The sequence below is a fragment of the Streptomyces deserti genome (assembly GCF_054782695.1).
Window position 1 is genome coordinate 24,734 of the sequence record NZ_BAAGRZ010000022.1, and the last position, 24,290, is coordinate 49,023.

Annotated in this window: 25 protein-coding genes, 3 pseudogenes and 1 riboswitch; of the genes and pseudogenes, 16 read left to right on the forward strand and 12 right to left on the reverse strand. The window is 72.5% G+C overall.

Going from position 1 to position 24,290, the window contains the following annotated elements:
• Positions 1–260 precede the first annotated feature (260 nt).
• Positions 261–551, forward strand: coding sequence for a hypothetical protein (locus ACYVMZ_RS28380; RefSeq protein WP_461084573.1), 291 nt, complete (start codon positions 261–263; stop codon positions 549–551).
• 277 nt (positions 552–828) lie between these two features.
• Here ACYVMZ_RS28380 and ACYVMZ_RS28385 read toward each other — a convergent pair whose 3' ends face one another.
• From ACYVMZ_RS28385 to ACYVMZ_RS28400, 4 genes are all read right to left on the reverse strand, one after another.
• Complete coding sequence (locus tag ACYVMZ_RS28385) at positions 829–1,146, reverse strand: hypothetical protein (protein WP_461084575.1); 318 nt, start codon at positions 1,144–1,146, stop codon at positions 829–831.
• 457 nt (positions 1,147–1,603) lie between these two features.
• Entirely contained in the window at positions 1,604–2,782 is a 1,179-nt protein-coding gene (locus tag ACYVMZ_RS28390; RefSeq protein WP_461084577.1) for an acyl-CoA dehydrogenase family protein, read from the reverse strand.
• Between the two features lie 169 nt (positions 2,783–2,951).
• Positions 2,952–3,713: a CbtA family protein gene (locus tag ACYVMZ_RS28395; protein WP_461084579.1), complete on the reverse strand. Its 762-nt coding sequence runs from the start codon at positions 3,711–3,713 to the stop codon at positions 2,952–2,954.
• Positions 3,714–3,738: 25 nt separating this feature from the next.
• The gene (locus tag ACYVMZ_RS28400; protein ID WP_461084581.1) at positions 3,739–3,966 is read right to left on the reverse strand and encodes a CbtB domain-containing protein; all 228 of its coding nucleotides are present in this window, start codon (positions 3,964–3,966) and stop codon (positions 3,739–3,741) included.
• Between the two features lie 34 nt (positions 3,967–4,000).
• A riboswitch (cobalamin riboswitch) is annotated at positions 4,001–4,150 on the reverse strand.
• Between the two features lie 100 nt (positions 4,151–4,250).
• On the opposite strand from ACYVMZ_RS28400, the gene ACYVMZ_RS28405 reads away from it, so the two are divergent.
• Positions 4,251–4,820, forward strand: coding sequence for a histidine phosphatase family protein (locus ACYVMZ_RS28405; protein WP_461084583.1), 570 nt, complete (start codon positions 4,251–4,253; stop codon positions 4,818–4,820).
• 249 nt (positions 4,821–5,069) lie between these two features.
• Here the strand turns inward: ACYVMZ_RS28405 and ACYVMZ_RS28410 are convergent, their stop codons facing one another.
• Entirely contained in the window at positions 5,070–5,468 is a 399-nt protein-coding gene (locus tag ACYVMZ_RS28410; protein WP_461084585.1) for a ferredoxin, read from the reverse strand.
• Positions 5,469–5,570: 102 nt separating this feature from the next.
• On the opposite strand from ACYVMZ_RS28410, the gene ACYVMZ_RS28415 reads away from it, so the two are divergent.
• The 5 genes and pseudogenes from ACYVMZ_RS28415 (at position 5,571) to ACYVMZ_RS28435 (ending at position 8,913) form a co-directional block, all read left to right on the forward strand.
• Complete coding sequence (locus tag ACYVMZ_RS28415) at positions 5,571–5,975, forward strand: ChaB family protein (protein WP_461084587.1); 405 nt, start codon at positions 5,571–5,573, stop codon at positions 5,973–5,975.
• Between the two features lie 36 nt (positions 5,976–6,011).
• The gene (locus ACYVMZ_RS28420) at positions 6,012–6,377 is read left to right on the forward strand and encodes a DUF6479 family protein (RefSeq protein WP_461084589.1); all 366 of its coding nucleotides are present in this window, start codon (positions 6,012–6,014) and stop codon (positions 6,375–6,377) included.
• A 113-nt stretch (positions 6,378–6,490) separates the two neighbouring features.
• Entirely contained in the window at positions 6,491–6,841 is a 351-nt protein-coding gene (locus ACYVMZ_RS28425) for a hypothetical protein (protein WP_461084591.1), read from the forward strand.
• A gap of 252 nt (positions 6,842–7,093) precedes the next feature.
• A pseudogene (locus ACYVMZ_RS28430) lies at positions 7,094–7,585 on the forward strand (SigE family RNA polymerase sigma factor); the annotation flags it as partial.
• Positions 7,586–7,989: 404 nt separating this feature from the next.
• The gene (locus tag ACYVMZ_RS28435; protein ID WP_461084593.1) at positions 7,990–8,913 is read left to right on the forward strand and encodes a phosphotransferase family protein; all 924 of its coding nucleotides are present in this window, start codon (positions 7,990–7,992) and stop codon (positions 8,911–8,913) included.
• Positions 8,914–9,083: 170 nt separating this feature from the next.
• Here ACYVMZ_RS28435 and ACYVMZ_RS28440 read toward each other — a convergent pair whose 3' ends face one another.
• Complete coding sequence (locus tag ACYVMZ_RS28440; protein ID WP_461084595.1) at positions 9,084–9,284, reverse strand: hypothetical protein; 201 nt, start codon at positions 9,282–9,284, stop codon at positions 9,084–9,086.
• A 307-nt stretch (positions 9,285–9,591) separates the two neighbouring features.
• Here ACYVMZ_RS28440 and ACYVMZ_RS28445 point away from each other — a divergent pair, with 307 nt between their 5' ends.
• Positions 9,592–10,173 (forward strand): Rv1733c family protein, encoded by a 582-nt coding sequence (locus ACYVMZ_RS28445; RefSeq protein WP_461084597.1) that lies wholly within the window; start codon positions 9,592–9,594, stop codon positions 10,171–10,173.
• A 92-nt stretch (positions 10,174–10,265) separates the two neighbouring features.
• On the opposite strand, the gene ACYVMZ_RS28450 is transcribed toward ACYVMZ_RS28445, so the two are convergent.
• A complete protein-coding gene (locus ACYVMZ_RS28450; protein ID WP_461084599.1) occupies positions 10,266–11,204 on the reverse strand; it encodes a universal stress protein in 939 nt (312 codons plus the stop codon).
• A 482-nt stretch (positions 11,205–11,686) separates the two neighbouring features.
• Here ACYVMZ_RS28450 and dhaK point away from each other — a divergent pair, with 482 nt between their 5' ends.
• The 3 genes from dhaK (at position 11,687) to ACYVMZ_RS28465 (ending at position 13,832) form a co-directional block, all read left to right on the forward strand.
• Positions 11,687–12,679, forward strand: coding sequence for a dihydroxyacetone kinase subunit DhaK (gene dhaK / locus ACYVMZ_RS28455; protein WP_461084601.1), 993 nt, complete (start codon positions 11,687–11,689; stop codon positions 12,677–12,679).
• Between the two features lie 150 nt (positions 12,680–12,829).
• Positions 12,830–13,429, forward strand: coding sequence for a dihydroxyacetone kinase subunit DhaL (dhaL, locus tag ACYVMZ_RS28460; protein WP_461084603.1), 600 nt, complete (start codon positions 12,830–12,832; stop codon positions 13,427–13,429).
• The gene (locus tag ACYVMZ_RS28465) at positions 13,422–13,832 is read left to right on the forward strand and encodes a PTS-dependent dihydroxyacetone kinase phosphotransferase subunit DhaM (protein WP_461084605.1); all 411 of its coding nucleotides are present in this window, start codon (positions 13,422–13,424) and stop codon (positions 13,830–13,832) included. Before dhaL ends, ACYVMZ_RS28465 begins: the two co-directional genes overlap by 8 nt.
• 18 nt (positions 13,833–13,850) lie before the next feature.
• On the opposite strand, the gene ACYVMZ_RS28470 is transcribed toward ACYVMZ_RS28465, so the two are convergent.
• Complete coding sequence (locus tag ACYVMZ_RS28470; RefSeq protein WP_461084607.1) at positions 13,851–14,000, reverse strand: hypothetical protein; 150 nt, start codon at positions 13,998–14,000, stop codon at positions 13,851–13,853.
• On the opposite strand from ACYVMZ_RS28470, the pseudogene ACYVMZ_RS28475 reads away from it, so the two are divergent.
• Positions 13,993–14,338: pseudogene (locus ACYVMZ_RS28475) on the forward strand (SDR family NAD(P)-dependent oxidoreductase); the annotation flags it as partial. The gene ACYVMZ_RS28470 and the pseudogene ACYVMZ_RS28475 overlap by 8 nt on opposite strands.
• A gap of 69 nt (positions 14,339–14,407) precedes the next feature.
• Here ACYVMZ_RS28475 and ACYVMZ_RS28480 read toward each other — a convergent pair.
• Positions 14,408–15,043, reverse strand: a complete 636-nt coding sequence (locus tag ACYVMZ_RS28480; RefSeq protein WP_461084731.1) for a glycoside hydrolase family 75 protein — start codon at positions 15,041–15,043, stop codon at positions 14,408–14,410.
• Between the two features lie 628 nt (positions 15,044–15,671).
• Between ACYVMZ_RS28480 and ACYVMZ_RS28485 the strand changes: the two genes are divergently transcribed.
• Entirely contained in the window at positions 15,672–16,706 is a 1,035-nt protein-coding gene (locus ACYVMZ_RS28485; protein ID WP_461084609.1) for a fibronectin type III domain-containing protein, read from the forward strand.
• Between the two features lie 308 nt (positions 16,707–17,014).
• The gene (locus tag ACYVMZ_RS28490; protein WP_461084611.1) at positions 17,015–17,551 is read left to right on the forward strand and encodes a hypothetical protein; all 537 of its coding nucleotides are present in this window, start codon (positions 17,015–17,017) and stop codon (positions 17,549–17,551) included.
• 123 nt (positions 17,552–17,674) lie between these two features.
• Here the strand turns inward: ACYVMZ_RS28490 and ACYVMZ_RS28495 are convergent, their stop codons facing one another.
• The gene (locus ACYVMZ_RS28495) at positions 17,675–18,226 is read right to left on the reverse strand and encodes a PadR family transcriptional regulator (RefSeq protein WP_461084613.1); all 552 of its coding nucleotides are present in this window, start codon (positions 18,224–18,226) and stop codon (positions 17,675–17,677) included.
• A 42-nt stretch (positions 18,227–18,268) separates the two neighbouring features.
• On the reverse strand, positions 18,269–20,284 hold the full coding sequence (locus ACYVMZ_RS28500; RefSeq protein ID WP_461084615.1) for an NADPH-dependent 2,4-dienoyl-CoA reductase: 2,016 nt from the start codon (positions 20,282–20,284) through the stop codon (positions 18,269–18,271).
• A gap of 98 nt (positions 20,285–20,382) precedes the next feature.
• Between ACYVMZ_RS28500 and ACYVMZ_RS28505 the strand changes: the two are divergent.
• Positions 20,383–21,534: pseudogene (locus ACYVMZ_RS28505) on the forward strand (M20 family metallopeptidase); the annotation flags it as partial.
• 36 nt (positions 21,535–21,570) lie between these two features.
• Here the strand turns inward: ACYVMZ_RS28505 and ACYVMZ_RS28510 are convergent.
• Positions 21,571–21,939, reverse strand: a complete 369-nt coding sequence (locus ACYVMZ_RS28510; RefSeq protein WP_461084733.1) for a hypothetical protein — start codon at positions 21,937–21,939, stop codon at positions 21,571–21,573.
• A 246-nt stretch (positions 21,940–22,185) separates the two neighbouring features.
• Between ACYVMZ_RS28510 and ACYVMZ_RS28515 the strand changes: the two genes are divergently transcribed.
• Positions 22,186–24,264 carry a SpoIIE family protein phosphatase gene (locus tag ACYVMZ_RS28515; protein ID WP_461084617.1) on the forward strand — a complete coding sequence of 693 codons (2,079 nt, stop codon included), beginning with the start codon at positions 22,186–22,188 and terminating at the stop codon, positions 24,262–24,264.
• Positions 24,265–24,290 lie beyond the last annotated feature (26 nt).

The following is a 24,290-nucleotide window of genomic DNA, read 5'->3' on the forward strand; positions in this document are numbered from 1 at the left end:
ATGGAGATGCCTCCTGTCACCACTGATGCGGAGGTACCAAGGCCCGAGGCGGCGAGGAGCGCTGCATGCGATCTGCTCTCTGCGATCACATGACTGTGAACGCTCCCACACCATTTCGAATAACAGAAAGAGTCGCGACCGTACTCTCATCTGTCAATCGCTGCGACCCAATCCCTCTGAACTCAGGGCCAGACCGTCGTCCACCGCGACGCACACTTCCCTCGCCCGGGACCGAGGCCAGTCGGCCGGCACGTGGTGACGTGGCGATCGAGGCACCGCCGCTCCACCGGATCGACAGCGGCCTCCCGCGTCAGTCGGTACGAGCCGTACCGCCCTGCCGACTGCCCTCCGGCGCCCCTCGACGCGCCAGCCTGCTGATCGTCGTACGGGCGGCGCCGACGGCCACGTCGAACTCGCCCAGCAACGCCACGATCGCCGCCACCGGCAACCGCATCGGCCGAGTGCCGTCGCCGGAGAAGATCTCCTCGAGGTGGGCCGATGTCTCCGACGGCCACCTCGCGCCAGGGAACGCGCACCCGAACATCACCTGACTGACCTGGTTGAGTAACAGCTCGATGCCCGGTCGGACGCCGAGTGAAGCACACTCGCGACAGAGGGCTCGCCTGCCGCCCTGGCCGTGAGCGCCTGCAACACCACGATCCGCCGTCATTGCATCGACGGGGGCGGCGGGCCGTCTGGGCCGGACGTAGCCGGCGAGACCAGGCCGCCCAGCAGGCTCAAGCAGATCCAGTACCGCCCGGATTTCGTCGACAGCTGCCTTGCGGGCACCGGCCTCATCACGGACGACTGAGCGGCGCTGCAGATTCGTCAGTCGACGTAGTACCGGTCGTAGACGGCGGAGTACTCCTCCACTGAGAAGCCCTCGAATTCACCGTCCGCCTCGAGCTCGCGCAGTCGACCCAGTGCTGCCGCCGCAGAAGGTGCACGGTTGGCCGAGAGGTGGGCCTTCGTGGTGTCGAGCCCGTGCCCAAGCAGGAGTTCGGTGTCGATCGAGCACGCTGCGTCGAAGCTGGCTTGCTTCGCACTCCAGACCAGGAGCACGTCGTCGAGGTCGCCGCTGTTGAACAGTTGGACGCAGCAGAGCTTCATCAGCACGGTGTCGCCCTCGCCCTGGGCGTCGCTCACGCGCCGTGTGCTCTCTGAGGAGTGCACGGATCTCGTCGAGGTCCGCGCCGACGGGGCGAAGCCCGTAGCGGCGCAAGCTTTCCTGTTCATCCATCGCTGGTCTGCTTGATCGTCCGGCCCGGCCCGTGGCCTATCGGCCCTGCCCATCGCGTTCGGTCGGACGACGGCCCCCTGCCGGTCACAGTATGCACACCGAGGGCCGGCCCATGTGGGTCGCGGCGGCCACCGGCGCAGGTGACCGATGGCCCACGCCACCCGACATCGCCCAATCAAGTTGAGTAGCCAAAATCCAAGGAGATCAGCCTCGATCGTTCATGAGTCCTCGTCGGTTTGCTGACGGGGGCTTCCCCAGCGCAGGCCCATCACGCGAACCATCCCACCGAGCCTGCCACCGACCGCGAGCCACCGCAGGTTTGGGCACGCCCAGCACTCGATAATCCTTCGTCACACCGAGACGTCAGCGGCGCACCCGCGGCATCCCCAACCCGATCCACGAGATGATCTCGCGCTGGATCTCGTTGTTGCCGCCGCCGAAGGTGAAGATGACCGCCGAGCGGTAACCGCGCTCCAGTTCGCCGTGCAGGACCGCCCCGGCCGAGCCCTCCTTGAGCGCGCCCGGGGCGGCGACGATCTCCATGAGCCAGGCGTAGGCGTCGCGCCGGGCCTCCGAGCCGTACACCTTGACGGCGGAGGCGTCCTGCGGGGTGAGGGTGCCGTCCTGGACGGCGGCGACCATCCGCCAGTTGAGGAGTTTCAGTGCGTCGAGCCGGGCGTGGGTCTGGGCGAGGCGGCGGCGTACCCAGGGCAGGTCGGCGACGCGGCGGCCGTCGGCGAGCTTGGTCTCCATGGCCCAGCGCTGCACGTCGTGCAGGGCGCGGATCGCCATGGTGCCGTGGGCAGCGAGGGTGACGCGTTCGTGGTTGAGCTGGTTGGTGATCAGCCGCCAGCCCTGGTTCTCGGCGCCGACCCGGTGGGTGACGGGGACGCGGACGTTCTCGTAGTAACTGGCCGTGGTGTCGTGTCCGGCGAGGGTGCGGATGACGGTGCACGAGTAGCCGGGGTCCGTGGTCGGCACCAGCAGCAGGGTGATGCCCTTGTGCGGCGGGGCGTCCGGATCCGTACGCACGGCCAGCCACACCCAGTCGGCGGTGTCGCCGTTGGTGGTCCAGATCTTCTGGCCGTTGACGACATACGTGTCACCGTCCCGCACCGCGCGCGTCCGCAGGGACGCCAAGTCCGTGCCCGCGTCGGGCTCGCTGTAGCCGATGGCGAAGTCGATCTCTCCGGAGAGGATCCTCGGCAGGAAGTACGCCCTCTGCTCCTCGGTGCCGTACCGCATGATCGTCGGGCCGACGGTGTTGAGCGCCATCAGCGGCAGCGGTACGCCGGCCTGGGCGGCCTCGTCGAAGAAGATGAACTGTTCCATCGCGGTCAGGCCGCGTCCGCCGTACTCCTTCGGCCAGCCCACGCCGAGCCAGCCGTCCGCGCCGAGCCGCCGGATGGTCTCGCGGTAGAACCGCTTCTGGGCGGCCGGGTCAAAGTGCCGGGCGGAGGCGCCGGTCGGGACCAACTCGGTGAAGTAGGCGCGCAGTTCGGTCCGCAGCCGCTGCTGCTCGGGCGTGTAGTCGAGATGCACGGCGCCTCCAGGCTCCCAAGGCCGGTCCTGACGGCGCACACCGTAGAACGTGTTTCAGAAATTGGGAATGGCGCGGCAGGGGAAAGCACCTACGGGTCGCGGCGACAGGGAACAGGGCCCCCGGGATGCCGGGGGCCCTGTCGGTGGGATGTCGGGCGGGGTGAACAGGTCAGTGCGGCACGGGAGTCGGCCGCGCGGCGGTGGGCTGGTGCGTGGTGGGCCGGGGGGCGAGCACCCGTTCCGCCAGGGCCCCGAAGATCAGCCCGAAGGCGGTCCACAGGGTCACCTGGACGGTCAGCGCCGCCAGGCGGAACTGCCACAGCAGGGTGGCGGGGAACTCCTTGGGGACGTTGTCGTAGGAGGGCAGGAAGGCGTACGCGAGACCGACGACGAGGACGAAGAACGCCCCGGCGGCGCTCGTGGCGTTCCAGTTGCCCAGGCGCGGCGCGAGGCGCTTGCCCAGGATCACGGTGGCCACGGCCAGCAGCACGCTCAGCACCACCATCAGGGAGTACAGGGCGGTGCGCTGGTCGAGGGTGTCGGGGTCGCCGACGGCCGGCGGGTTGGCCGGGTACTTCAGGAACGGCACGACGTACACGGTGAGCAGGCCGGCCACCGCGAGGAGCAGCGCGCTCGCGCGCGGCCCGAAGCGGCCGATCCGGCCGAGCGCGACGCAGTACGCGAGGGCGGCGATGCCGCCGAAGGCGACGCCGTAGACGAGGACACCGGTGGACAGGCCCGCGGTGGACTGCATCGTGCGGCTGACGATCTCCTCCCCGCCGTGCTCGTGGGCGTGCGCCTCCTCGAAGGCGATCGCCGCGTCGACGCGGGGTTCGCCGAGGAAGTAGGCGACGACGAGGGCGAGCAGCCCGGCGGCGAGACCCGCGAGCATGCCGCGCACCAGAAGGGTGCGGACGGTTGTCGAGTTCATGAGCTCGTACGTTCCTCCCCCGCCGTCAGTGGCAGGGGAAGCCGAGCAGGTGGCGGGCGTCGTGCACCCACTCGTGCACGTCCTCCCCGGCCAGCACGGATGTGGCGCCCTGCTCGGCGCCGACGAAGTAGAGCAGGACCAGCATCAGGATGCCGAAGAAGACCGCCCAGGGGGCGATCGCGCCGAGCGGCAGCTTGGCGGGGGCGGTAGTGGTGGCGGGGGTGGTGGCCGGTTGGGCGGCGGACTGCGCCATGGCAGAACCTCCTGGGAAACTCGCGTCCCGAATCGGTGGTGCACGAACGACGGCAGGGGGTCTGACTCACCGGGCCCGCACTCGCGTGCGTGCCCGGCATACAGTGGCGCGACCGTGCCGGAGTCCCACCGGCTTCCGCCGTGCCGTCGTGAATGTCGACGAGACCGTACCGCGTCGTGCGGATCCGGCCAAGGGCGCGCGGAAGGCCGCGAGCGCCCCTCGGAGTGGGATACATGCCGTCAAGTGGCGGACGAGTAAAGGATGTTGAGCGCAGGAGTGGACGGATGACCAGCCGAGTGATGTTGATCTCACCCGCGATCACCGCGGCCCTGCGGGAGGCCCGCTTCGACGACGGCTGTCCCCTCGACGCGTCCGGGCTGCGACACGCCCGTACGGCCGCCGGCTCGCTTCCGGCGGCCCGGCAGGCCTGGGCCTCCCCCACCGTGCGCTGCCGGGAGACGGCCGACGCCCTCGGCCTCGACGCCGTCGCCGTCCCGGAGCTGGCGGGACTGGATGCCGGACGGTGGCGGGGGGCGACCCTGGCGGAGGTGGGCGCGCGCGAGCCGGAGGCCCTCGCCCGGTGGCTGACGGACCCCGGCGCGGCACCGCACGGCGGAGAGTCGGTACGCGCACTCTGCGACCGGGTCGCGGCCTGGCTGGAGACAGCCGCCGCGGTGGCGGGCCGGACCGTGGCCGTGGTCGAGCCGGAGGTCGTACGGGCCGTGGTGGTACAGGTGCTCGGGGCCCCGGAGACCGCGTTCTGGCGCACGGACGTCCCACCGCTGACGGCGGTGGAGGTCAGCGGCCGGTCGGGCCGCTGGAACGTACGGTTGGGGCAGCCGCTCGAGGTGTAGCACAACGGCCCATCGCCGTACGCGCCCCCCGCGAGGCTCGGCAAGCGCCACGAACCGAGCACCGGATCCGACGCCGCCCGCTCATCGGCCGAAGGCCGCCAGTGATCGGCGCGGCGGCGTACGCCGGGCAGCCGGCCGACCACCACCCCGTCGGCCGCCCTCGCCCCCGCCCCCGCTCGCCGCAGGCGTCAGTCGTTCACGCCTCCCACGGTGTGCACCCGCACCGCCGGTCGCGGAGCACGCCGCTCGTCAGTTCAAGGTCGCGAGGAAGTCCGTGCAAGCCCGGGCGCACGCCCGGCACGCACTCGCCGTCTCCTCCGCGCCCGGGTGCGCGTCGAAGACGTGCGCGCTCTCCAGGCACACCGTCCTGCACCACTCCACCTGCATGCGGATGGCGCTCTCGTCCACCTGGTTCTGTTCGGACAGCACACGGCAGGTCGCGTCGCACACCTCCGCGCACATGATGCCCTTGCGTCGTACGAGTTCCTGGTTCTCGGTTCCGTCGGGATCCACGAGGCTCGCGCGCAGCGCACACGCCCGCGCGCACTCCGTGCACGCCTGAGCGCAGGCGAAGCGGTCCTCCAGGAACCGGAACAGCTCCTGCTGCGATGTCGTCGAAGTCACACCGCGCGGGTAGCCCCCGTCCATGCCGTCAAACCCCGTGCTCGCAAGGGTTCCGCCCGGTTTTTCCGGGCCCCCTGCCGGGCACTCGTCCGGCCCCGGAAGCGACGACGGACGGAGGTGGGTGAGATGCCCGGACGACAGGAGCTTCCGTCGACCCTGGAGCGCTCCTCGAAGGACGCCCAGCGCACCTGGATCAAGGCGCACGACTCGGCCGTGGAGCAGTACGGCGAGGGCGAGCGCGCGCATCGCGTGGCCTACGGCGCGCTGAAGCACATGTACGAGAAGGTCGGCGACCACTGGGAGCGCAAGGAGGGCGGCCGCAAGGGCCCCTCGGACCCCCGGTCGGCGCGGCCCCGCCAGCAGGGCGGCCGCAGCGGCGAGGGCGTGGACGAGCACGCCTCCAAGGAACACCTGTACGACGTCGCGAAGCGGCTCGGTGTCGAGGGCCGGTCGCGGATGTCGAAGGGGGAGCTGCTCGACGCGATCCGCAAGGCGAACCGTTCGCGGACCCGGGCCGCGCGGGAGAGGTGAGCGGTTCATGGAGAGGACCAGGGGTACTCGCGTGCCATGAACATCGCATGGATGGAGCTGGCCGCGGGCCGGGGCGCCCTCGGCATCGGGCTGATCGTGGCGGGTGTGGTGGTCGTCGCCCTGCTGCTGGGTGCCTTCGTGCTGGGCAGTCGCGTCAAGCGCAGGGAACCTCCCACGCCGCGCCCCGAGGAGCAGCCCCGCGTGCCGGACGAGGGCCCGGTCCGCGAGGTGATGGAGAACCGTGAGCCCGACGAGGTACCGAGAAGCGAGAACCGTCTGACGCCGCACGAGCTGAAGGCGCACGGCAACATGGGCGACCGGACGAGTCCGTCCGGGAAGCGGCCCCGCTGGAACGAGGGCAGCAGCGGCTCGTTCGGCAGCGGCGGCCCGGGCGGCCGCTGACCCGCGGCACCCGCGCCCGTGCCGGACGGCAGCTCGGCGACGCCGCGCCGCACGGCACCCGGCACCCGGCACGCCGGGTCGTACATCACGTCGTACACAGGGAAGTGAGAACCATGGCCGACCCCGCCCGCAACACCCTGCCGCTGCCGGACTACGACCATCTGCCGCTCGGCGGTCTCGAGAGCCGTGTGCGGTCGCTGTCCGCGGACGAGGTGGAGGAACTGCTGGCGTACGAGCGGTCGCACGCCGATCGCCTGCCGGTGACCGAGCTGCTGGGGAGCCGGCTGGAGCAGTTGCGCGCGGGCGCGCAGCCGACGTCCGGCGACCCGGGAGCGGTGCGCCCCGAGCAGGGCGAGGGTCACTCGGGCTCCCCGGTGTCGCCCGCGACCTCGCCCGAGCCGTTCAGCCCGCCGCCGCACGGCACCCCCGACCAGCGCGGCAAGCCGAAGGGTGATCGCACGTAGCGTCGCCGGCACCGGCGTACGGACATCCGTGCGCCGGTGCCGCTGACGCCGCGCTGTTGAGGAAGCCGCGCTGTCGAGAAGGAGAAGGGCCCGCGCCGAAGCGGGCCCTTTGTGCTGCCCCGGCGCTCGGCGCCTGCCGGCGCGGCACCCCTCGAAGCGTGAGGTGGATCACAGGCCAGGGGTGCATCGTGGTGCGGGTCCAGCGTCCTTTCAGGGGTGTACGAGGTTGCTCAGACGCGGGGGACGGTGAGGATGGAGCGGTTGCGGGCAGACGGCTTCGACGAGTTCGTGGCTGCCCGGTGGTCGGCTTTGCTCCACGTCGCGCGTCTGCTCACCGGCGGCGACCGGCAGCGGGCCGAGGACCTGGTGCAGGAGGCCTTGGTCAAGCTGTGGTTCGCCTGGCCGAAGGTCGCCGAGCAGGCTCCGGAGGCGTACGTCCGCCAGGTGTCGGTGCGGATGGCGGCCCGCTCGGCCCGGCGGCGGTGGTGGGGTGAGCGTCCCGTGGAGCGGCTGCCCGACCGGGCCGAGCCGGGTGACGTGTCGTCCGCCGTGGCCGAACGCTCCCGGCTGGAGGCCGCCCTGGCGCTGCTGACACCGCGGCAGCGGGCCGCGGTGGTGCTGCGCTACTACGAGGATCTGCCCGAGGCCCAGGTCGCGCAGGCGCTGAGCTGCCCGGTGGGCACCGCCCGCTCCCACGCCTCGCGCGGAGTCGCCCGGCTGCGGCAGCTCCTGTCCGACACCGTGCCGGTCCTGACCGTTCTGCTCCTGCAACTGCGCCCACCGGCCGTGCTCGTCGTCTACACGGTTCTGTCCTACCTGATGGTGATGGGCACCCAGCAGTACTTCGGCAACGTCTCGCGTTACCTGCTCCCCCTCTTCCCGCTCTTCGTCCCCGTCGCCGTCGGCCTGCGCCGCCTCACCCTGCCCTCGCTGGCCACGGTGCTCGGCACGGCCGCGCTGGCCTCCGGCTCGTACGCGGGGTACGTCCTGAAGGAGTGGCGATCAGGTCGACGAGGAAAGCTGACACCGTAAGCCCGGAGCCGTCCACGCACGAACTGGCCGCCCGAATCGAGCACCTGGCGCGGGACGAGCCCGGGCGCCTGGGCCTGCCCGCGCGGACACCAGCGCCTTCCCCACGGAACACCAGGGTGCGGCTGCTGGGGCGGGGAGAGAGCTACACGGCCTGGCGGCTCGACGCCGACGGGACTCCTCCCTTGGTCGTCCGGGTCACACGCCGGGCTCCCGAGGACCTGCCCAGGCCGATGAGCCAGGAGTTCGCCGCCCTCCGCCTCCTTCCCGACGGCATCGGCCCCTCAGCCGTGCTTCTGGAACAGGCCCGCGACCATCCGCTGGGGTCCCCCTACATGGTGTGCGGGTACGTTCCCGGCCGCGTGCTCCGGCCCGCGGAGTGGAGCGACAGCCTTCTGGCCGCACACGCCCGCCAGATGGGCATGCTCCACGCCCGGGCATTCGACCGGTGCGGTCCCATCGGCGCGCCGGCGGAGGAACAGGCCACGCGTCTGTCACTGACCCGCCTGTTCACCACCAGCCTCACCTGGTGGAGCGAGACGTTCCCGCACGTGGTCGACGACCCGGAGGTAAGCCGCCTGCTCCCCCGCGTGGCGGCCTTCGTGGGGGCGGCGGAACCCGCGTTCCAGCGCCTGAAGCGGTTCACGCCCATCCACGGTGACCTCGTGGTTCCCAACATCCTGGTCGACGACGCCGGCACGCCACGTTACGTGGACTGGGAATGGGCCGAGATCGGCGACCCGGCACAGGACCTGGCCTACATCGGTGGCCGCGTACCGGCTCCGCCGTGGTACCTGCCGCTGGATCGTACGCGGATCCGCCGGTTCCTGGAGAGCTATCTGCGGCACGCCTGTGACACCTGCGACGAGACACTGAACGTCCTCGAGACGCGCCGTGACGCGTGGGAGGTGTACGAGCGGTTCTTCTCCTCGCTGCACTTCCGCACCCGCCGCGACACGCCCGAGGACCTGCGGAGCGGTCTCTATACCCACGCGGTCGCTCAGCTCACGGCCGGCTTGGCCCACCGCCTCGCCCCGTCCTGATCCCGTCCTCGAACCGCCCGCGTGCTCCGCGGTCGCGCGACTCGGTCGGGCTGTCCTCGGGCCGCCCGCGACAGGGCGCGGGCCCTCTTCCTCGCCGGCCACGGACTCGTCCGGAGCCGCGGCGGGCTCCTGAGGCGCGCCCTGGTACGGGCGCCAGGCGTCGCTGACCGTCACCGGGCGCAGCCGACGTCCAGTACTTCGATCACGCCACCGCGGTGGGTGTAGACCAGCCAGCACCATTCCCCGAACGCCGCGGACAGACCCGACGCCTGGGTCCTGCGGTCCTGGGCCACAGCGGTGATGAGCGTGATGATCTCCTCGTGCATGTCGTCTGGCACGTCGAACAGCACGTCGGCAGCCTGTTGGATCATCTGGATCTTCATTTCGACCCCCGCGGACGGCAGGAGCAGCGTAAGGAGCTGAGCACTCCTTATCTGAGCACTCCGCTCGGGCCTCTGGATGGCCTACGACCAGGGTCTCCTGACCACGATAAATCCTCTGTCCCGTCCTGTGCGGGCTCGACTGCGCCCGGGTTCTCCCCGACGGGGCACGGTGCGGGCCGACGGGTCCGCCGAGCACCGCCGCTGGTCCTGCGATCCGGTACGAGAACACTGCGGCACACCCCACCGGGAGCACACTGGAAATGTGCTGTCGGTGCTCACTAGGGGGTGTCGGCCGATGGCTGCGGCACGGTGTGCGAGGGTACGGCTGTGGCGGTGGCGGCGGAATCCGCTGCGGCGGCGCAGCGACGTCGTCGAAGCGTGGGTCATAGTCGTCGGGTGGGTGTCCGCCCTGGTCTGCGGCCTGCTCGCGGGGCTGACGGCGGCGGCCGCGGTCGAGCGGGACGCCGAGCGGCAGCGGGCGGAGCGGCGGCAGGTCTCGGCCGTGCTCGTCAAGGACACGGAGGACCGGCTGCCGCAGCGGGCAGCGACCGACTACCGGGTGTGGGCCACGGTGCGCTGGACGACGCCGGACGGCACGACGCACACGGACGAAGCCAGGGTGCCGTCCGGGAGCCGGGCCGGGAGCACGGTCACCGTGTGGACGGACAGGAACGGCGAGATCACGGCCGAGCCCCTGACCCAGGGGGAGACCCGGCCGCACGCCATCTCGGGAGGCGTGCTGGCGGCCGCGGGTGCGGGCGGCGCCGTGCTGGGCGCTGCCTGGGCGGTGCGGCTGGGACTGGAGCGGCACCGCATGGCGCAGTGGGCCGCGGAGTGGGAGCGCATCGACACCCGGAAGGGATGGAAGACGGGCTGACCTGCCGCGTCATCGGCCGATCAACTGCGGGAACGACCGCCGCGTCGGCGCAACGGCCGCCACCGGGCTACGAACGGGCATGTGCGGTCGCTTCACTGCGGCTCCATGACGCTGCTGCTGCGTTGCGGCACCACCGCGACAGGGCAGTCGGCGTGCTGGAGTGCGGCGTGCGCCACGCGACCGAGGGGCAGGGCGAGAGGCCCGTGGCGTCGAGGGGCGCCGAGGACGAGCAGGTCGGCCGTGGCCGAGTGCGTGAGCAGGACCTGGTGGGCCGGGCCCTCGACGATGACGCGATGCACCGCCACGCCGGGGTGTACGTGCTCCGGGGTGCGCAGGGCGTCGTCGAGCAGGGCCGATGCCTGGTCCTCGTAGTGGTGGGCGGGATCACCGGCGAACAGCGGATGCGCCAGGGGGCGGTGGGCGGGGCGACGCCAGGCGCTCACGGCGTCCAGCGGGCAGCGCCGTGCTTCGGCCTCGCGGAAGGCGAACCGTATCGCCGCCGCGTTGGTCGCGGTATCGCCCACGCCGACCACGATGCGGCCATTGGCTCCTTGCCGATTACGCGGGCTGCCACGTACCACGACCACCGGGCCGGCGGCATGCGTCGCCAGGGAGCGGCTGACCGAGCCCAGCAGCGCGCCCGTGATCGGTCCTCTACCCCGGCACCCGGTCACGACGGCGGCGGCATGGCGCGCCTCCCGCAACAGGGCCGCCTCGGCGTCGTCGGGAACGATCTCGACCGTGATCTTCACGTCCGGGTTGCGCTGCCGGGCCCGTTCGGCGGCGCGGCCGACGATGCCCTCGGCCAGGGCGTGCTCGGCGGGGACCTCCGTGGACTGCGGGAAGACGGGGCCTTCGTAGCGTTCCCACAGGGAGGCATGCACGATGCGCAGCGGCAGGCCGTGCAGGGCGGCCTCGTCCGCAGCCCACTCGGCCGCCCACAGGCCGGCCTCTGTTCCGTCGACGCCCACGACCAGGGGCAGCGTCATCGATCCCACCGCCTTCAGCACGCGCCGGGAAGATGACTCCATTCTCCCGCCTTCGCGCCCTCACTGTTTCGTCGAACACCTCCCTCGGGGAGGATGCGCACCACCCCCTGGAGCGCGGCGGTGAGCGCATCTGCCGGGCACGGCGGAGGGCCGTCGGCGGCTACTCGAGAAGCAAGGTTTCCAGGAGCGTCCGGCAGCCAGATCTTCGGCCCACCGGTCATGGCGAGATACTGGACGGTGTCGATGGCGCCTCGATCGTCCTACTGCCGACCCCCGGGCGCCGGCAGGGTGACCTTCGCTGCCGCAAGGTCGATACTGCCGACAAACGGATCTCCAGCCGACGCCCGACCGACCTTCGCTGGACTGACAGCCCATCATCAAAGTCAGAGTCTTGTCAGCACCAGTACCGCCGGAACCCGCTTCCGACCGCCACCGACCGCCAAGATCGTCAACTTGAGTCACTCGGCTTGACCAGCGAGAACACAGGGCATAAGCCCACCTACTGAGCTCACCAGGAGGCACCCATGAAGATGCTCATCAACGTCCCGGAGACCGTGGTCGCGGACGCCCTGCGTGGCCTGGCGGCCGCCCACCCCGAGCTGGCCGTGGACGTGGAGAACCGGGTGATCGTACGGCGGGACGCGCCGGTGGCCGGAAAGGTGGCCCTGATCTCCGGCGGGGGCTCCGGGCACGAACCGCTGCACGGCGGATTCGTCGGCCCTGGCATGCTCTCGGCAGCCTGTCCGGGCGAGGTGTTCACGTCCCCCGTGCCGGACCAGATGGCGCGGGCCGCGGCCGCTGTGGACAGCGGGGCCGGGGTGCTGTTCATCGTGAAGAACTACACCGGTGACGTGCTCAACTTCGACATGGCCGCCGAGCTGGCCGAGGACGAGGGCATCCAGGTCGCGAAGGTGCTGGTCAACGACGACGTGGCGGTGACCGACAGCCTGTACACGGCCGGGCGGCGCGGCACGGGCGCGACGCTGTTCGTGGAGAAGATCGCGGGCGCCGCGGCGGAGGCGGGTCTGCCGCTGGAGCGGGTGGAGGCGATCGCCCGGCAGGTCAACGAGAACTCCCGCAGCTTCGGCGTGGCGCTGAGCGCCTGCACCACGCCCGCCAAGGGCAGCCCCACCTTCGATCTGCCGCCCGGTGAGCTGGAGTTGGGCATCGGCATCCACGGCGAGCCCGGCCGGGAGCGGCGGCCGATGATGACCTCGGCGGAGATCGCCGAGGCCGCCGTCGACGCGATCCTGGCGGACATCACGCCACGCAATCCCGTCCTGGTCCTGGTCAACGGCATGGGCGGCACACCGCTGCTCGAGCTGTACGGCTTCAACGCCGAGGTGCAGCGGGTCCTCGCCGAGCGCGGTGTCCCCGTGGCGCGCGTCCTGGTCGGCAACTACGTCACCTCCCTCGACATGGCGGGCGCCTCGGTCACCCTGTGCCAGATCAACGAGGAGCTGCTGCGGCTGTGGGACGCGCCGGTGAAGACTCCGGGGCTGCGCTGGGGCATGTGACGTGCGGGGTGATCGATCGCTGACCGATCACGACGCACCTGACACGCGGACCTGCTCCGCGTACCCGACACGCGTGCCTGCTCCTCGTAACCCGACACGCGTGCCTGCTCCGCGTACCTGCCACGTGCACCTACCACGCAAGGAGATCCAGTGCTCGACGCCGACTTCTTCCGCCGTTGGATGACGGCGACCGCCGCGTCCGTGGACCGTGAGGCGGAACGGCTCACCGCCCTCGACTCGCCCATCGGGGACGCCGACCACGGCAGCAATCTCCAGCGCGGGTTCACGGCCGTGACGGCCGCGCTGGAGAAGGAGGGGCCCGCCACGCCCGGTGCGATCCTGACGCTCGCCGGACGCCAGCTCATCTCGACCGTCGGCGGCGCTTCGGGCCCGCTGTACGGGACGCTGCTGCGCCGTACCGGCAAGGCGCTCGGGGACGCCGCCGAGGTCAGCGAGGAGCAGCTGACCGAGGCGTTGCGGGCCGGGGTGGACGCCGTCATGACGCTCGGCGGTGCCGCGCCGGGCGACAAGACCATGATCGACGCGCTGGTGCCGGCGGTGGACGCGCTCGGCGACTCGTTCGCCGCGGCCCGGGCGGCCGCCGAGCAGGGCGCCGAGGCGACGACGCCGCTGCAGGCCCGCAAGGGCCGGGCGAGCTATCTGGGCGAGCGCAGCATCGGGCACCAGGATCCGGGTGCCACGTCGTCGGCGCTGCTCATCGCCGCACTGGAGGAGGCCTCCGGTGAGTGACGAGAAGCTGGTGGGGATCGTGCTGGTGTCGCACAGCGCGGAGGTGGCCGCGTCCGTGGCCGAGCTGGCGAAGGGGCTGGCGGGCGGTGGCGCGGCGGTGCCCGTCGCCCCGGCGGGCGGCAACGGGAGCGGCGGGCTCGGGACGAGCGCCGAGCTGGTCTCCGCGGCGGCCGCGTCCGTCGACCGGGGCGCCGGGGTCGCTGTCCTCACCGACCTGGGCAGCGCGGTGCTCACCGTGAAGGCGCTGCTCGCGGAGGGCGGCGAACTGCCGGAGAACACGCGCCTGGTGGACGCGCCGTTCGTGGAGGGCGCGGTGGCCGCGGTCGTCACGGCGTCGACGGGCGCCGACCTCGCGGCGGTGGAGGCGGCGGCCACGGAGGCGTACGCGTACCGGAAGGTGTGACGACGTCCCGCAGGACGTTCATGTCAGTCCGTCCGCCGCGACGGCGAGGGCCGAGCGCAGGGTCGCCGCCAGCTCGTCCCGCGCCGTCGCCGGGCCGGTCCGTGGGTCGGCGGTCCGCCAGGCGTGGTGTTCGACCGCCGCACGCAGGGCCGCGTTGAAAGTGAACACCGCCTCGGAGGCCGGTCTGCGTGGCAGCGCGGCGGGCGCCGCGTACACGGCCTCCAAGCACGGCGTGGTGGGGCTGACGAAGTCCCTGGCGGTGATGTACCGGAGGCAGGGGATACGCGCCAACGCCATCTGCCCGGGCGGCACGCGGACGGGCATCACCGTGGAGGCCGAGCAGGGCGCCCACGGGCCGATGACGCTCGGCCCGCACTTCGTCAACCTCGGCCGCGTGGCGCGGGCCGAGGAGCAGGCCGCCGCGAGTCGTGTTCCTCGCCTCGGACGCGGCGAGCAACATCAACGGCGCGATCCTGCCCGTCGACGACGGCTGGTCGGCCGTGTGACGCGTCGTCAGCAGCCTGGCGTCTCCTGGCATTCGGGGCTGTCGTCTGACGCCCCGTCGGCGGCTCGGTTCAGCGGCCGGTGACGAACTGCCGCGCCAGCCGCTCCCCCGTCGCCACGGCCACGTCGTGGTCCTCGATGGGCGTCACCCGGGAGCCCTTGAAGACGATGTACGTGACACCCGAGGCCGTGCCGCCGCCGCTCGGGTCGGGGCGGATGCCGAGGGCCTTGGCGGTGGCATAGGAGGCCTCGCCGATGACGTCGTACGGGCCGGTGTCGCCGACGACCGCGTACTGGACGCGGTCCCCGTGGATGACGGCCGCGACCGACCCGCCCCGGACGCCATGGGCCCGGTAGTCCCAGATCTGGCTCGGGGCGGGCACGACGATGAACGGGAGCTCCTCCGCACTCAACGGGTGGCCGTCGGACTGCGAGTAGGCCGTACTGGCGGAGAAGTACGGATCCGTAGTGCTGTTGCAGTGGGGACCGGGGCGGCCGTCGCAGTCGATGTCCATGTCGGCCTTCCAGAAGACGGCGTCAGGGGTGCCGCAGACCGGAATGATCGCGGGCCTGCCGGCGTCACTGCGGTAACGGCCAGGGGAGACGGGGGTGCAGTCACGCACCTTGTCCAGCAGGTCGGCGGCGCGGACGGCGCCCTCCCGCAAGGCCACGGACTCGGCGCGGACGGCGCCCTCCCGCAAGGCCACGGACTCGGCGCGGACGGCGCCCTCACGCAAGGTCACGGACTCGGCGCGAACGGCGCCCTCCCACCACCCCACGGGCTCGGCGCGGATGGCACCCTCCCGCCACGCCACGGGCTCGGTGCGCAGCCGGGACTCGGACGGGGCGGCGAGGAGTGTCGTCGGGGCGAGCAGAGCGGCGCCGGCCACGGCCAGCGTCAGTGACGGGACACGCACGATACGGAAGCCTCTCCTGGGGGACCTGACGGGCACTCAGCCCAATCTGATCCCTGAACCGCCGGGCGGCCACCAGTGGGGGGCCGGACGGTGCACGTGCCATGAACTCCCGGCAGGTCCGGCCCGAACTCCCGACAGTGGCCGGGGGCCTGAGCCCGCGCAAGCTCAGGCCGCCCGACCACCGCGTCGGCGCGGGATCTGCGACGACAGCGGTTTCCGCGCCACAGGCGTGAACTCCTCAGTTCTCATAAGGAGTTCGGCCGTGAGGAGCTTCAGCATACGTAACCCCCGCGCGTGGTCACCAACGACGGCACCCTTGATGCGATCACCTCAGCGACGCCATATTGGTCCGGACCATTTCGGTCTGGACCCTTTCCGTCCGGGCCGTTCCCGTGTGCCGCCCCGGGGAGGCAGAGTCGTGCGAGGCGTGACCTTTCCCGTTCGGCGCTGTGCCGCGCTCGGCACGGTGCTCGCCCTGGTCTCCTCCTGCGCCTGGGGCGGGACGGGCGACGGCGACGGCGACAGCGGCCGGCCGCCCGCCGCGCCGACGGGCGTCACCGCCGCGGCCGGCAGCGCGACGAGTGTGCACGTCATGTGGAACGCGGTGACCGCGGACGCCGGGGTCAGCGGGTACGAGGTATATCGCGGCACCACGAAGGTCGAGGAGGTGCCGGGGTCGGAGCACATGGTGGATGTCACCAGGCTCCGGCCGTCCACCCTGTATGTGTTCACCGTGCGGGCGCGGGACGCCGACGGGCGGCTCGGGCCGCGCAGCCGGGAGGTCCGGGCGAGAACGCCCGCGGCCACCGCGGCCGACCGTTCGGCCCCGACCCGGCCCTCGGCGCCCCGGGGCCGGGTGGTCGGGAGCCGAGCGGTCCAGCTGTCGTGGACCGCGTCGGCGGACGACCAGGGTGTGGTGTCGTACGACATCCACCAGGGAGATACGAAGATCCACAGCGTGGGCGGCGGGCAGACGGCCACCGTGGTGACGGGGCTGCGGCCCGGCAGGCGCTATGCCTTCACCGTCCGGGCCCGGGACGCGGCCGACCATGTCTCGCCCGCCAGTGCCACGGTCCGCCTCGCCACACCGGGCAGCGACGACGGCCGGGCCACGGCGCCCACCGGCTTCCGGGCCACGAGCCGCCGGTCCGGCGGGGCGTACTACATCGACCTCAGCTGGGTCCCGCCGCGTACGGACGGCGTGGTCACGGAGTACGAGCTCCACCTGGACGGCCGTCCGGCCACCTCGCTGGTGTACGGCGGGCAGGCGCCGCGCGACCGGGCGACGTACAGCTTCTACGTGGGCCGGGACGCCGGGGTCAGTCACCGGGTGCGGCTGCGGGCCAGGCTGCCGGACGGGACCTGGGGCGGCTTCTCGGCGGAGCGGACGGTGACGACGGGCGGGGCGGCCGGTCGTGCGGCGGACGGGGCGACGGCGGGCACGCAGCGGTGACACACCGGCCGGAATCATCGGCCGGGCTCCGGCCCGGAATCGCCGGAGCCGGGCTCCCCGGCCCGGAATCCCCGGCCCAGGCGCCCCGGCCCGGAATCCCCAAACCGGGCGCCCCAGCTCGGAATTCCTGGGCCCGGGCGCCCCGGCCCGGAATCCGCCGGACGAAGGAATCCGTCACCTGCCCGGCGGCGGCCGGAGTGCGCGGGGGCGTCCGGGGACCTTGGCTGACGCTGTGGCAGCACGGGCGTTCCCGATCCTCGGCGGCGCAAGGGATGTACCGCCAACCGTGCCGCCGGAGGGCAGTCCACATGCGCAACTCATCGCCAGTTCTCCGCTCCGGCCTGACCGTGGCAGCCGCCACCGCGCTTCCGCTCGCCCTGGCCGCCGGCCCGGTCGCCGCCGGCCCGGGGATCTCCGTGAGCACCACCGGCTCCACGGTCTCGGTCACCACCAGCGCCTGCACCCAGATGAACGGCAACTGGGGCACGGCCTCCCTGCTCACCAGCAGCCAGGCGAACTTCTCCCAGGGGCGTCAGGTGGCGCTGTCGGGGACGACCACCCACCAGTCCGCCGCCTGGTCGAACGTCAGCCCGGGCACGTACACCGTCATCGTCATCTGCTCCGACGGCCACACCGCGGGCACCCAGTCCGTCATCGTCTCCCCTCCCCCCACGCCGAGGGTCTCCCCCACGGCCTCGCCGTCCCGCGGGGTCATGGGCGGGATCGGCGGGACCGCGAAGGACTACGGCACCGTCACGCTGGTGGCGGGCGGCGCGCTGGTCGGGACCGGTCTCATCGCCACGGCCTGGTGCCTGCGGCGGCGCAACAAGCCGTACCGGCTCTGATCCGGTCACGAGTCGGCGACGCGGTGACGAGGGCGGCGATCCGGTCACGACTACGGTGGTCGTCCTTCCGGCGTGGCCGGGCGGCGGCCGTCCGCCCGGCGCACTGCCCACCGGCGGGCGGCGTCAGTGCGGCTCCCGGTCCGGCAGCTCGCCGAACTCCTCCAGCGCGCGCCTGAGCCACTGCGTCCAGAACGTCTCCAGGTCGATGCCGGCCCGCAGGACGAGGTGCCGGAGCCGGTCCTGGGTGCTGTCCCGGCCGGGCGGGAAGTCGCGCCTCTCGATCTCCTCGTACTCCGCCAACTGCCTCTCGTGCAGCTCCAGATGGCGTCGCAGATCGGCCTGGAGACCCGCGGTGCCGACCACGGCCGCCGCCCGCAGCCTCAGCAGCAGGGCGTCACGGTGCGGCTTGGGGTCCTGGGACGCGGCGGTCCAGCGGGCCAGTTCGGCGCGGCCCGCGGGCAGGACCTCGTAGCTCTTCTTCTGCCCGCGTGTCGGCTGCTCGGCCGGCAGGGCGCGGATCAGCCCTTCGGCCTCCAGCTTTCCCAGCTCGCGATAGATCTGCTGGTGCGTCGCCGACCAGAAGTAGCCGATCGACTTGTCGAACCGGCGGGTCAGCTCCAGCCCCGACGACGGTTTCTCGAGCAGGGCGGTGAGGATCGCGTGCGGGAGTGACATGCGGTCATCCTAGGGAGACGCCCCCTGCGGCCGGTCCCGCCCCTACAGGGCCGCCGCCAGCTCCGTGCCCTGCTTGACGGCGCGCTTGGCGTCCAGTTCGGCGGCCATGTCGGCACCGCCGATGAGGTGCGCGCCGCGCCCGGTGGCGATCAGCTCCTCGTACAGGTCGCGGCGCGGCTCCTGCCCGGTGCACAGCACGATCGTGTCGACCTCCAGGACCGTGCTCTCGCCGCCGATCGTGACGTGCAGGCCGGCGTCGTCGATCCGGTCGTAGCGCACGCCCGCGACCAGGCGCACGCCGCGGTGCTTGAGCTCGGTGCGGTGGATCCAGCCGGTGGTCTTGCCGAGGCCCGCGCCGACCTTGGTGGCCTTGCGCTGGAGCAGGTGGACGGTGCGCGGCGGGGCGGGCCGCTCGGGCGCGGCGAGGCCGCCGGGGGCGCGGTAGTCCAGGTCGACGCCCCAGTGGCGGAAGTACGTCTCCGGGTCCTCGTGCGCCTTGTCGCCGCCGTCGGTGAGGTACTCGGCGACGTCGAAGCCGATGCCGCCCGCGCCGAGGATCGCGACCCGGTCGCCGACGGGGGCGCCGTCGCGCAGGACGTCGAGGTAGCCGAGGACGCTCGGGTGGTCGACGCCGGGGATGTCGGGGGTGCGCGGGGTGACGCCGGTGGCGACGACGACCTCGTCGTAGTCGGCCACGTCCGCCGCCTGGACGCGGGTGCCCAGCCGTACGTCCACGCCGTGCTCGGCGAGCTGGGTGCGGAAGTAGCGCAGCGTCTCGTCGAACTCCTGCTTGCCGGGGACCTTGCGGGCGACGTTGAGCTGGCCGCCGATCTCGCTCGCGGCGTCGAAGAGGGTGACGTCGTGGCCGCGTTCGGCCGCGGAGACCGCGCAGGCCAGCCCGGCGGGGCCGGCCCCGACGACGGCGACGCGCTTGCGCCGCCGGGTCGGGGCGAGGACGAGCTCGGTCTCGTGGCAGGCGCGCGGGTTGACCAGGCAGGAGGTGATCTTGCCGCTGAAGGTGTGGTCGAGGCAGGCCTGGTTGCAGCCGATGCAGGTGTTGATCGCCTCGGGGCGCCCGGCCGCGGCCTTGGCCACGAAGTCGGGGTCGGCGAGCATCGGGCGGGCCATCGACACCATGTCGGCGCAGCCCTCGGCGAGCAATTGCTCGGCGAGTTCGGGGGTGTTGATGCGGTTGGTGGTGACGAGCGGCACCGACACCTCGCCCATGACCCGCTTCGTCACCCACGTGTAGGCACCGCGCGGCACGGAGGTGGCGATGGTGGGGATGCGGGCCTCGTGCCAGCCGATGCCGGTGTTGATGATCGTCGCCCCGGCGGCCTCGACGGCCTGCGCCAGGGTGATCACCTCGTCCAGCGTGGAGCCGCCGGGCACGAGGTCCAGCATGGACAGCCGGTAGATGACGATGAAGTCCTCACCGACCGCCTCGCGCACCCGCCGGACGATCTCGACGGGGAAGCGCATGCGGTTCTCGTACGAGCCGCCCCAGCGGTCGGTGCGGTGGTTGGTCTGGGCGGCGATGAACTCGTTGATCAGGTAGCCCTCGGAGCCCATGATCTCCACGCCGTCGTAGCCGGCCTGCCGGGCGAGGCGGGCGGCGCGGGCGTAGTCGTCGATGGTCCGCTCGATGTCGGCGTCGGTGAGCTCGCGGGGCGGGAAGGGGCTGATCGGTGCATGGAGGGGGCTCGGGGCGACCAGGTCGCGGTGGTAGGCGTACCGGCCGAAGTGCAGGATCTGCATCGCGATCCGCCCGCCCGCGCGGTGCACGGCCGCGGTGATGACCTGGTGCTGCTCGGCCTCCGCCTCGGTGGTGAGCTTGGCGCCGCCCTCGTACGGCCGTCCCTCCTCGTTGGGCGCGATGCCGCCGGTGACGATCAGGCCCACTCCCCCGCGGGCGCGGGCGGCGTAGAACTCCGCCATGCGCGAGAAGCCGCCCTCGGCCTCCTCCAGGCCCACGTGCATGGAGCCCATGAGGACCCGGTTGGGCAGGGTCGTGAAGCCCAGGTCGAGCGGGGTCAGCAGGTGCGGGTAACGGGTCATCGGGCCCTCCGTGCGCGGTGTCGTGTCTGTAGTTGTAGAGGACGCCCGGGGTTTTATGCAACTAGTTGCACAAGGGGGATGGAGGGCACAGTGGGGCCATGACCAGTGACCTTCGGCGGGACGACCGCGTCACCGCCTCCGTGGTGGAGCTCGCCCAGGAACTGATCCGCCGCCCGAGCCGGGCCGGGATCGACGACCACGGGCCGGTCCTCGCCGTCCTGGCGGACTGGCTCGCAGCGCACGGCCTGCCGTACCGCCGGCTGTACGACGGCACGCGCCGCCCGGGCGCGCTGCTGGTGGAGGTCGCCGGCGGCCGGCCCGGCAACTGGTGGGCGCTGGACGCCTGCGTGGACACCGCTCCGTACGGTGACGAGGCCTCCTGGTCCTTCCCGCCGGACTGCGGCGCGGTGGCCGACGGGTGGCTGCTGGGCCGGGGCGCGGCCGATTCGAAGCTCGCCGCGGCGCTGTTCTGCCATGTCGCGGCCGAGTTGCGGGCCCGGGCCGGTGAGCTGCGCGGCGGGCTCGCGGTGCTCCTCGACGCCGACGAGCACACCGGCGGCTTCGGCGGCGCCCGCGCGTATCTCGCCGACCCGGACGCGGTACGCCCGGCCGGGGTGATGATCGGCTATCCCAGGCTGGAGGAGGTGGTGGTCGGGGGGCGCGGGCTGTGGCGGGCCACGGTCGCGGTGCACGCCGCGGCCGGGCATTCCGGGTCGCGCCGGGTCACGGCCGGGGCGGTCTCCCGAGCGGCCCGTCTCGTGCGCCTGCTGGAGGAGGCCCGGCTCCCGGGCGCGGGTGGGGAGTTCCCGCTGCCGCCCAAACTGACGGTCACCTCCTGCCACGGCGGCGAGGGCTTCTCCGTCGTGCCGGACCGGTGCGAGGTGGGCCTGGACATCCGCACCATCCCGGCCTTCGACGCCCGCGCCGCCGAGGCCCTGGTCCGCACGGCGGCGGCCGAGCTGGACGCCGTACTGCCCGCCCCATGCCCCACGGAGATCAGCCCGGTGGCGGCCTGGCCGCCGTACCGGCTCGCGGAGCACGAACAGCCCGCCGCCGCGCTCCTCGACGCCGCCGCCCGGGAGGGGCTGCGGGTGCGGGCGAAGACGGCGGGCCCGTCGAACATCGGCAACCTGCTGGCGGCCGAGGGCATCCCGGCCACGGCGGGCTTCGGCCTGCCGTACGAGGGTCTGCACGGCGTCGACGAGCGGGTGCGCCTCGCGGACCTGCCCGTGGTGCACGCCGTCTACCGGCGGGCGGTGCTCAGCCTGCTGGACGGCTCAGGACGCTCACCGGTTCTCGAGCCGTACGTGCAGCTCCTCCTCCTGGTCCCCCGGCACCGTGGTCAGGCTGTGTACGGTGAACAGGGAGTCGAGGGTCTTGCGGAACCGCTCGACCGCCCAGTAGCCGCCGTGCACGTCGGCGTCGACGGAGGACTTCAGCCGGGCCGGGCGGGCGCCCTCGTGCGCCTCGGCGACGTCGAACGTGCCGAGCCACACCGTCGGACGCGTCCGGTGCAGTTCCTGGGGAATGTCGTCGGCGCGCCGGTCGGACGAGAAGCAGGCGCACAGCGTGTCGAACACGATCCGGGCGTCGTCCTTGCTGCATCCGCTGATCTCCACCGAGACGGACTCCGGGTGCGGTCGCTCACTGTCCATCGTGATCGCTCCTCTCGTGGCCGCGCTGCCGTGCCCCGCCCCAACCCCAGCAAAGCACCACCTTCCGGGGAGGACTACCGGCGAGAGAGCTGCCGTCCTCGTGACTTTGCGGGGCGACCGCCGCCGTGTTGGGGGATCGTGGAAGGAGACGGCAGAGGCGTCGGAGAAACGGCTCCTCGCGCGGTAGAACAAGGGGAGTCGGCACCGTGACGGCGTGCCGCGAGGAACGGCGAAGGCGGGCGTGGGATGAGTGCAGCCGGGTCTCCCGTGGCCGGGGGCGACGAGCCGGCGCGTGGGCCGCATGAGCCGAGCGGCCTGCTCGAGGTGCTGCGCGTCGCCTCGGTGGTCCTGGACGCCCAGGGGCGGATCGTGCTGTGGAGCCCGCAGGCCGAGGAGCTGTTCGGGTACACGGCGCGGGAGGCGCTCGGGCAGTACGCCGCCCGGATCATGGTGCACGAGCAGCACCTCGACCTGGTGGTCAAGCTGTTCTCCGACGTAATGGAAACCGGCCAGAACTGGGCCGGGGCCTTCCCCATTCGGCGCAAGGACGGCAGCACGCGGCTCGTGGAGTTCCGCAACATGCGGCTCCAGGACGACCAGGGGGACGTCTACGCGCTGGGGCTGTGCGCCGACCAGTCGACGGTGCGCCGCCTGGAGCGGCAGGTGGCGCTGTCGACGCGGATGATCGAGCAGTCCCCGATCGGGCTGGCCTTCGTGGACACCGATCTGCGCTATGTGTCGGTCAACCGGGCGCTGGAGCGGCTCAACGGCATTCCCGCCGAGGAGCAGATCGGCCGCACGGTGCGGGAGCTGCTGCCGCAGGTCGACGCCGACGCCATCGAGGCCACCATGCGGGAGGTGCTGCGAACCGGCCGTCCGCTCGTCGACCAGCGCATCGTGGGCCGCACTCCGGCCGACCCCGACGAGGACCACGCCTGGTCCATCTCGCTGTACCGGCTGGAGGACCCGCTCGGGGCCGTGCTGGGCCTGGTCGGCATGGCCGTGGACGTCACCGAACAGTACCGGATGGGCCTGGAGGCGGAGGCCGCACGGCGCCGCCTGGCCCTCATCGCCGACGCCTCCGCCCGGATCGGCACCACGCTGGAGCTGGACCGCACGGCCCATGAGCTGGCCGACGTCGCCGTGCCGGAACTCGCCGACATCGCGGCCGTCGACCTGCTGGACGCGGTGGTGCAGGGCCGCCGCAGCACCATCGGCCCGGCGGAGTCCGCGGTGATCCGCGCGCTGGCCGTGCAGGCCGACCGGGAGCCGGAGGCCCTCCAGGCGGCCGATCCGCCCGGCCACGTGGCGCGCTACGCCCCCGACCGCCTCGTCACCGAGTGCGTGCGCACCGGGCACCCGGTGATGGTGCCGCAGGTCACGGACGAGGACCTGCCCCGCATCGCCCGCTCCCCGGAGGCGGCGGAGCTGCTGGGCCGGGCGGGCGTCCACTCCTATCTCGCCGTACCGCTGATCGCGCGCGGCGAGGTGCTCGGCGCCCTCGACCTGAAGCGCACCCGCAATCCGGAGCCGTTCGGCGAGGACGACCTGCTCCTGGCGCGCGAGCTGGCCGCCCGCGCCGCCGTGCAGATCGACAACGCCCGCTGGTACCAGAACGCCCGCGACACCGCGCTCACCCTCCAGCGCAGCCTGCTGCCCAGCCACCCGCCCATGACGGGCGGACTCGAGGTCGCCTCCCGCTACCAGCCCGCCGGCGCCACCAGCGAGGTCGGCGGCGACTGGTTCGACGTGATCCCGCTGGACGACGGCAAGACGGCGCTCGTCGTGGGCGACGTGATGGGCAGCGGCATCACCGCGGCGACGACCATGGGACGGCTGCGTACGGCGACCAACACCCTGGCCTCCCTCGACCTCGACCCGGCGCTGCTCCTGGAGCACCTCGACAAGATCACCGCGGGACTGGACCAGGCCATCGCCACCTGCCTGTACGCCGTCCACGACCCCCATCTGCGGCAGTGCAGGATCGCCAACGCCGGGCACCTGCCGCCGGTCCGGGTGCGCGCCGGGCACCCCCCGGAGCTGCTCGACCTGCCCACCGGAGTGCCGCTCGGCGTCGGCGGAGTCGCCTTCTCCACGACCACCGTCGACCTGGAACCCGGCGATCGCCTGGTGCTCTACACCGACGGTCTCGTCGAGACGCGACGGCATCCGCTCGACGAACGGCTCGACACGCTGCTGGCCCTGCTCGACGGACCCGACCGCCCCCTGGAGGAGGTCTGCGACCTGCTCCTGCGCACCCTGCACGAGCCCGACAACTCCGACGACGTGGCCCTGCTCATCGCCCGGGCGACGCCGCCCGAATGACGGAACCGCCGGACGGTCGCCTGCAC

Coding starts and splice junctions, on each gene's coding strand:
- dhaK (WP_461084601.1), top strand. CDS start 11,687: ATGAAGATGCTCATCAACGTCCCGGAGACCGTGGTCGCGGACGCCCTG.
- ACYVMZ_RS28445 (WP_461084597.1), top strand. CDS start 9,592: ATGGCTGCGGCACGGTGTGCGAGGGTACGGCTGTGGCGGTGGCGGCGG.
- ACYVMZ_RS28440 (WP_461084595.1), bottom strand. CDS start 9,284: ATGATCCAACAGGCTGCCGACGTGCTGTTCGACGTGCCAGACGACATG.
- ACYVMZ_RS28400 (WP_461084581.1), bottom strand. CDS start 3,966: ATGGCGCAGTCCGCCGCCCAACCGGCCACCACCCCCGCCACCACTACC.
- ACYVMZ_RS28410 (WP_461084585.1), bottom strand. CDS start 5,468: ATGGACGGGGGCTACCCGCGCGGTGTGACTTCGACGACATCGCAGCAG.
- ACYVMZ_RS28450 (WP_461084599.1), bottom strand. CDS start 11,204: ATGGAGTCATCTTCCCGGCGCGTGCTGAAGGCGGTGGGATCGATGACG.
- ACYVMZ_RS28495 (WP_461084613.1), bottom strand. CDS start 18,226: ATGTCACTCCCGCACGCGATCCTCACCGCCCTGCTCGAGAAACCGTCG.
- ACYVMZ_RS28395 (WP_461084579.1), bottom strand. CDS start 3,713: ATGAACTCGACAACCGTCCGCACCCTTCTGGTGCGCGGCATGCTCGCG.
- ACYVMZ_RS28515 (WP_461084617.1), top strand. CDS start 22,186: ATGAGTGCAGCCGGGTCTCCCGTGGCCGGGGGCGACGAGCCGGCGCGT.
- ACYVMZ_RS28510 (WP_461084733.1), bottom strand. CDS start 21,939: ATGGACAGTGAGCGACCGCACCCGGAGTCCGTCTCGGTGGAGATCAGC.
- ACYVMZ_RS28490 (WP_461084611.1), top strand. CDS start 17,015: ATGCGCAACTCATCGCCAGTTCTCCGCTCCGGCCTGACCGTGGCAGCC.
- ACYVMZ_RS28500 (WP_461084615.1), bottom strand. CDS start 20,284: ATGACCCGTTACCCGCACCTGCTGACCCCGCTCGACCTGGGCTTCACG.
- ACYVMZ_RS28425 (WP_461084591.1), top strand. CDS start 6,491: ATGGCCGACCCCGCCCGCAACACCCTGCCGCTGCCGGACTACGACCAT.
- ACYVMZ_RS28420 (WP_461084589.1), top strand. CDS start 6,012: ATGAACATCGCATGGATGGAGCTGGCCGCGGGCCGGGGCGCCCTCGGC.
- ACYVMZ_RS28405 (WP_461084583.1), top strand. CDS start 4,251: ATGACCAGCCGAGTGATGTTGATCTCACCCGCGATCACCGCGGCCCTG.
- ACYVMZ_RS28415 (WP_461084587.1), top strand. CDS start 5,571: ATGCCCGGACGACAGGAGCTTCCGTCGACCCTGGAGCGCTCCTCGAAG.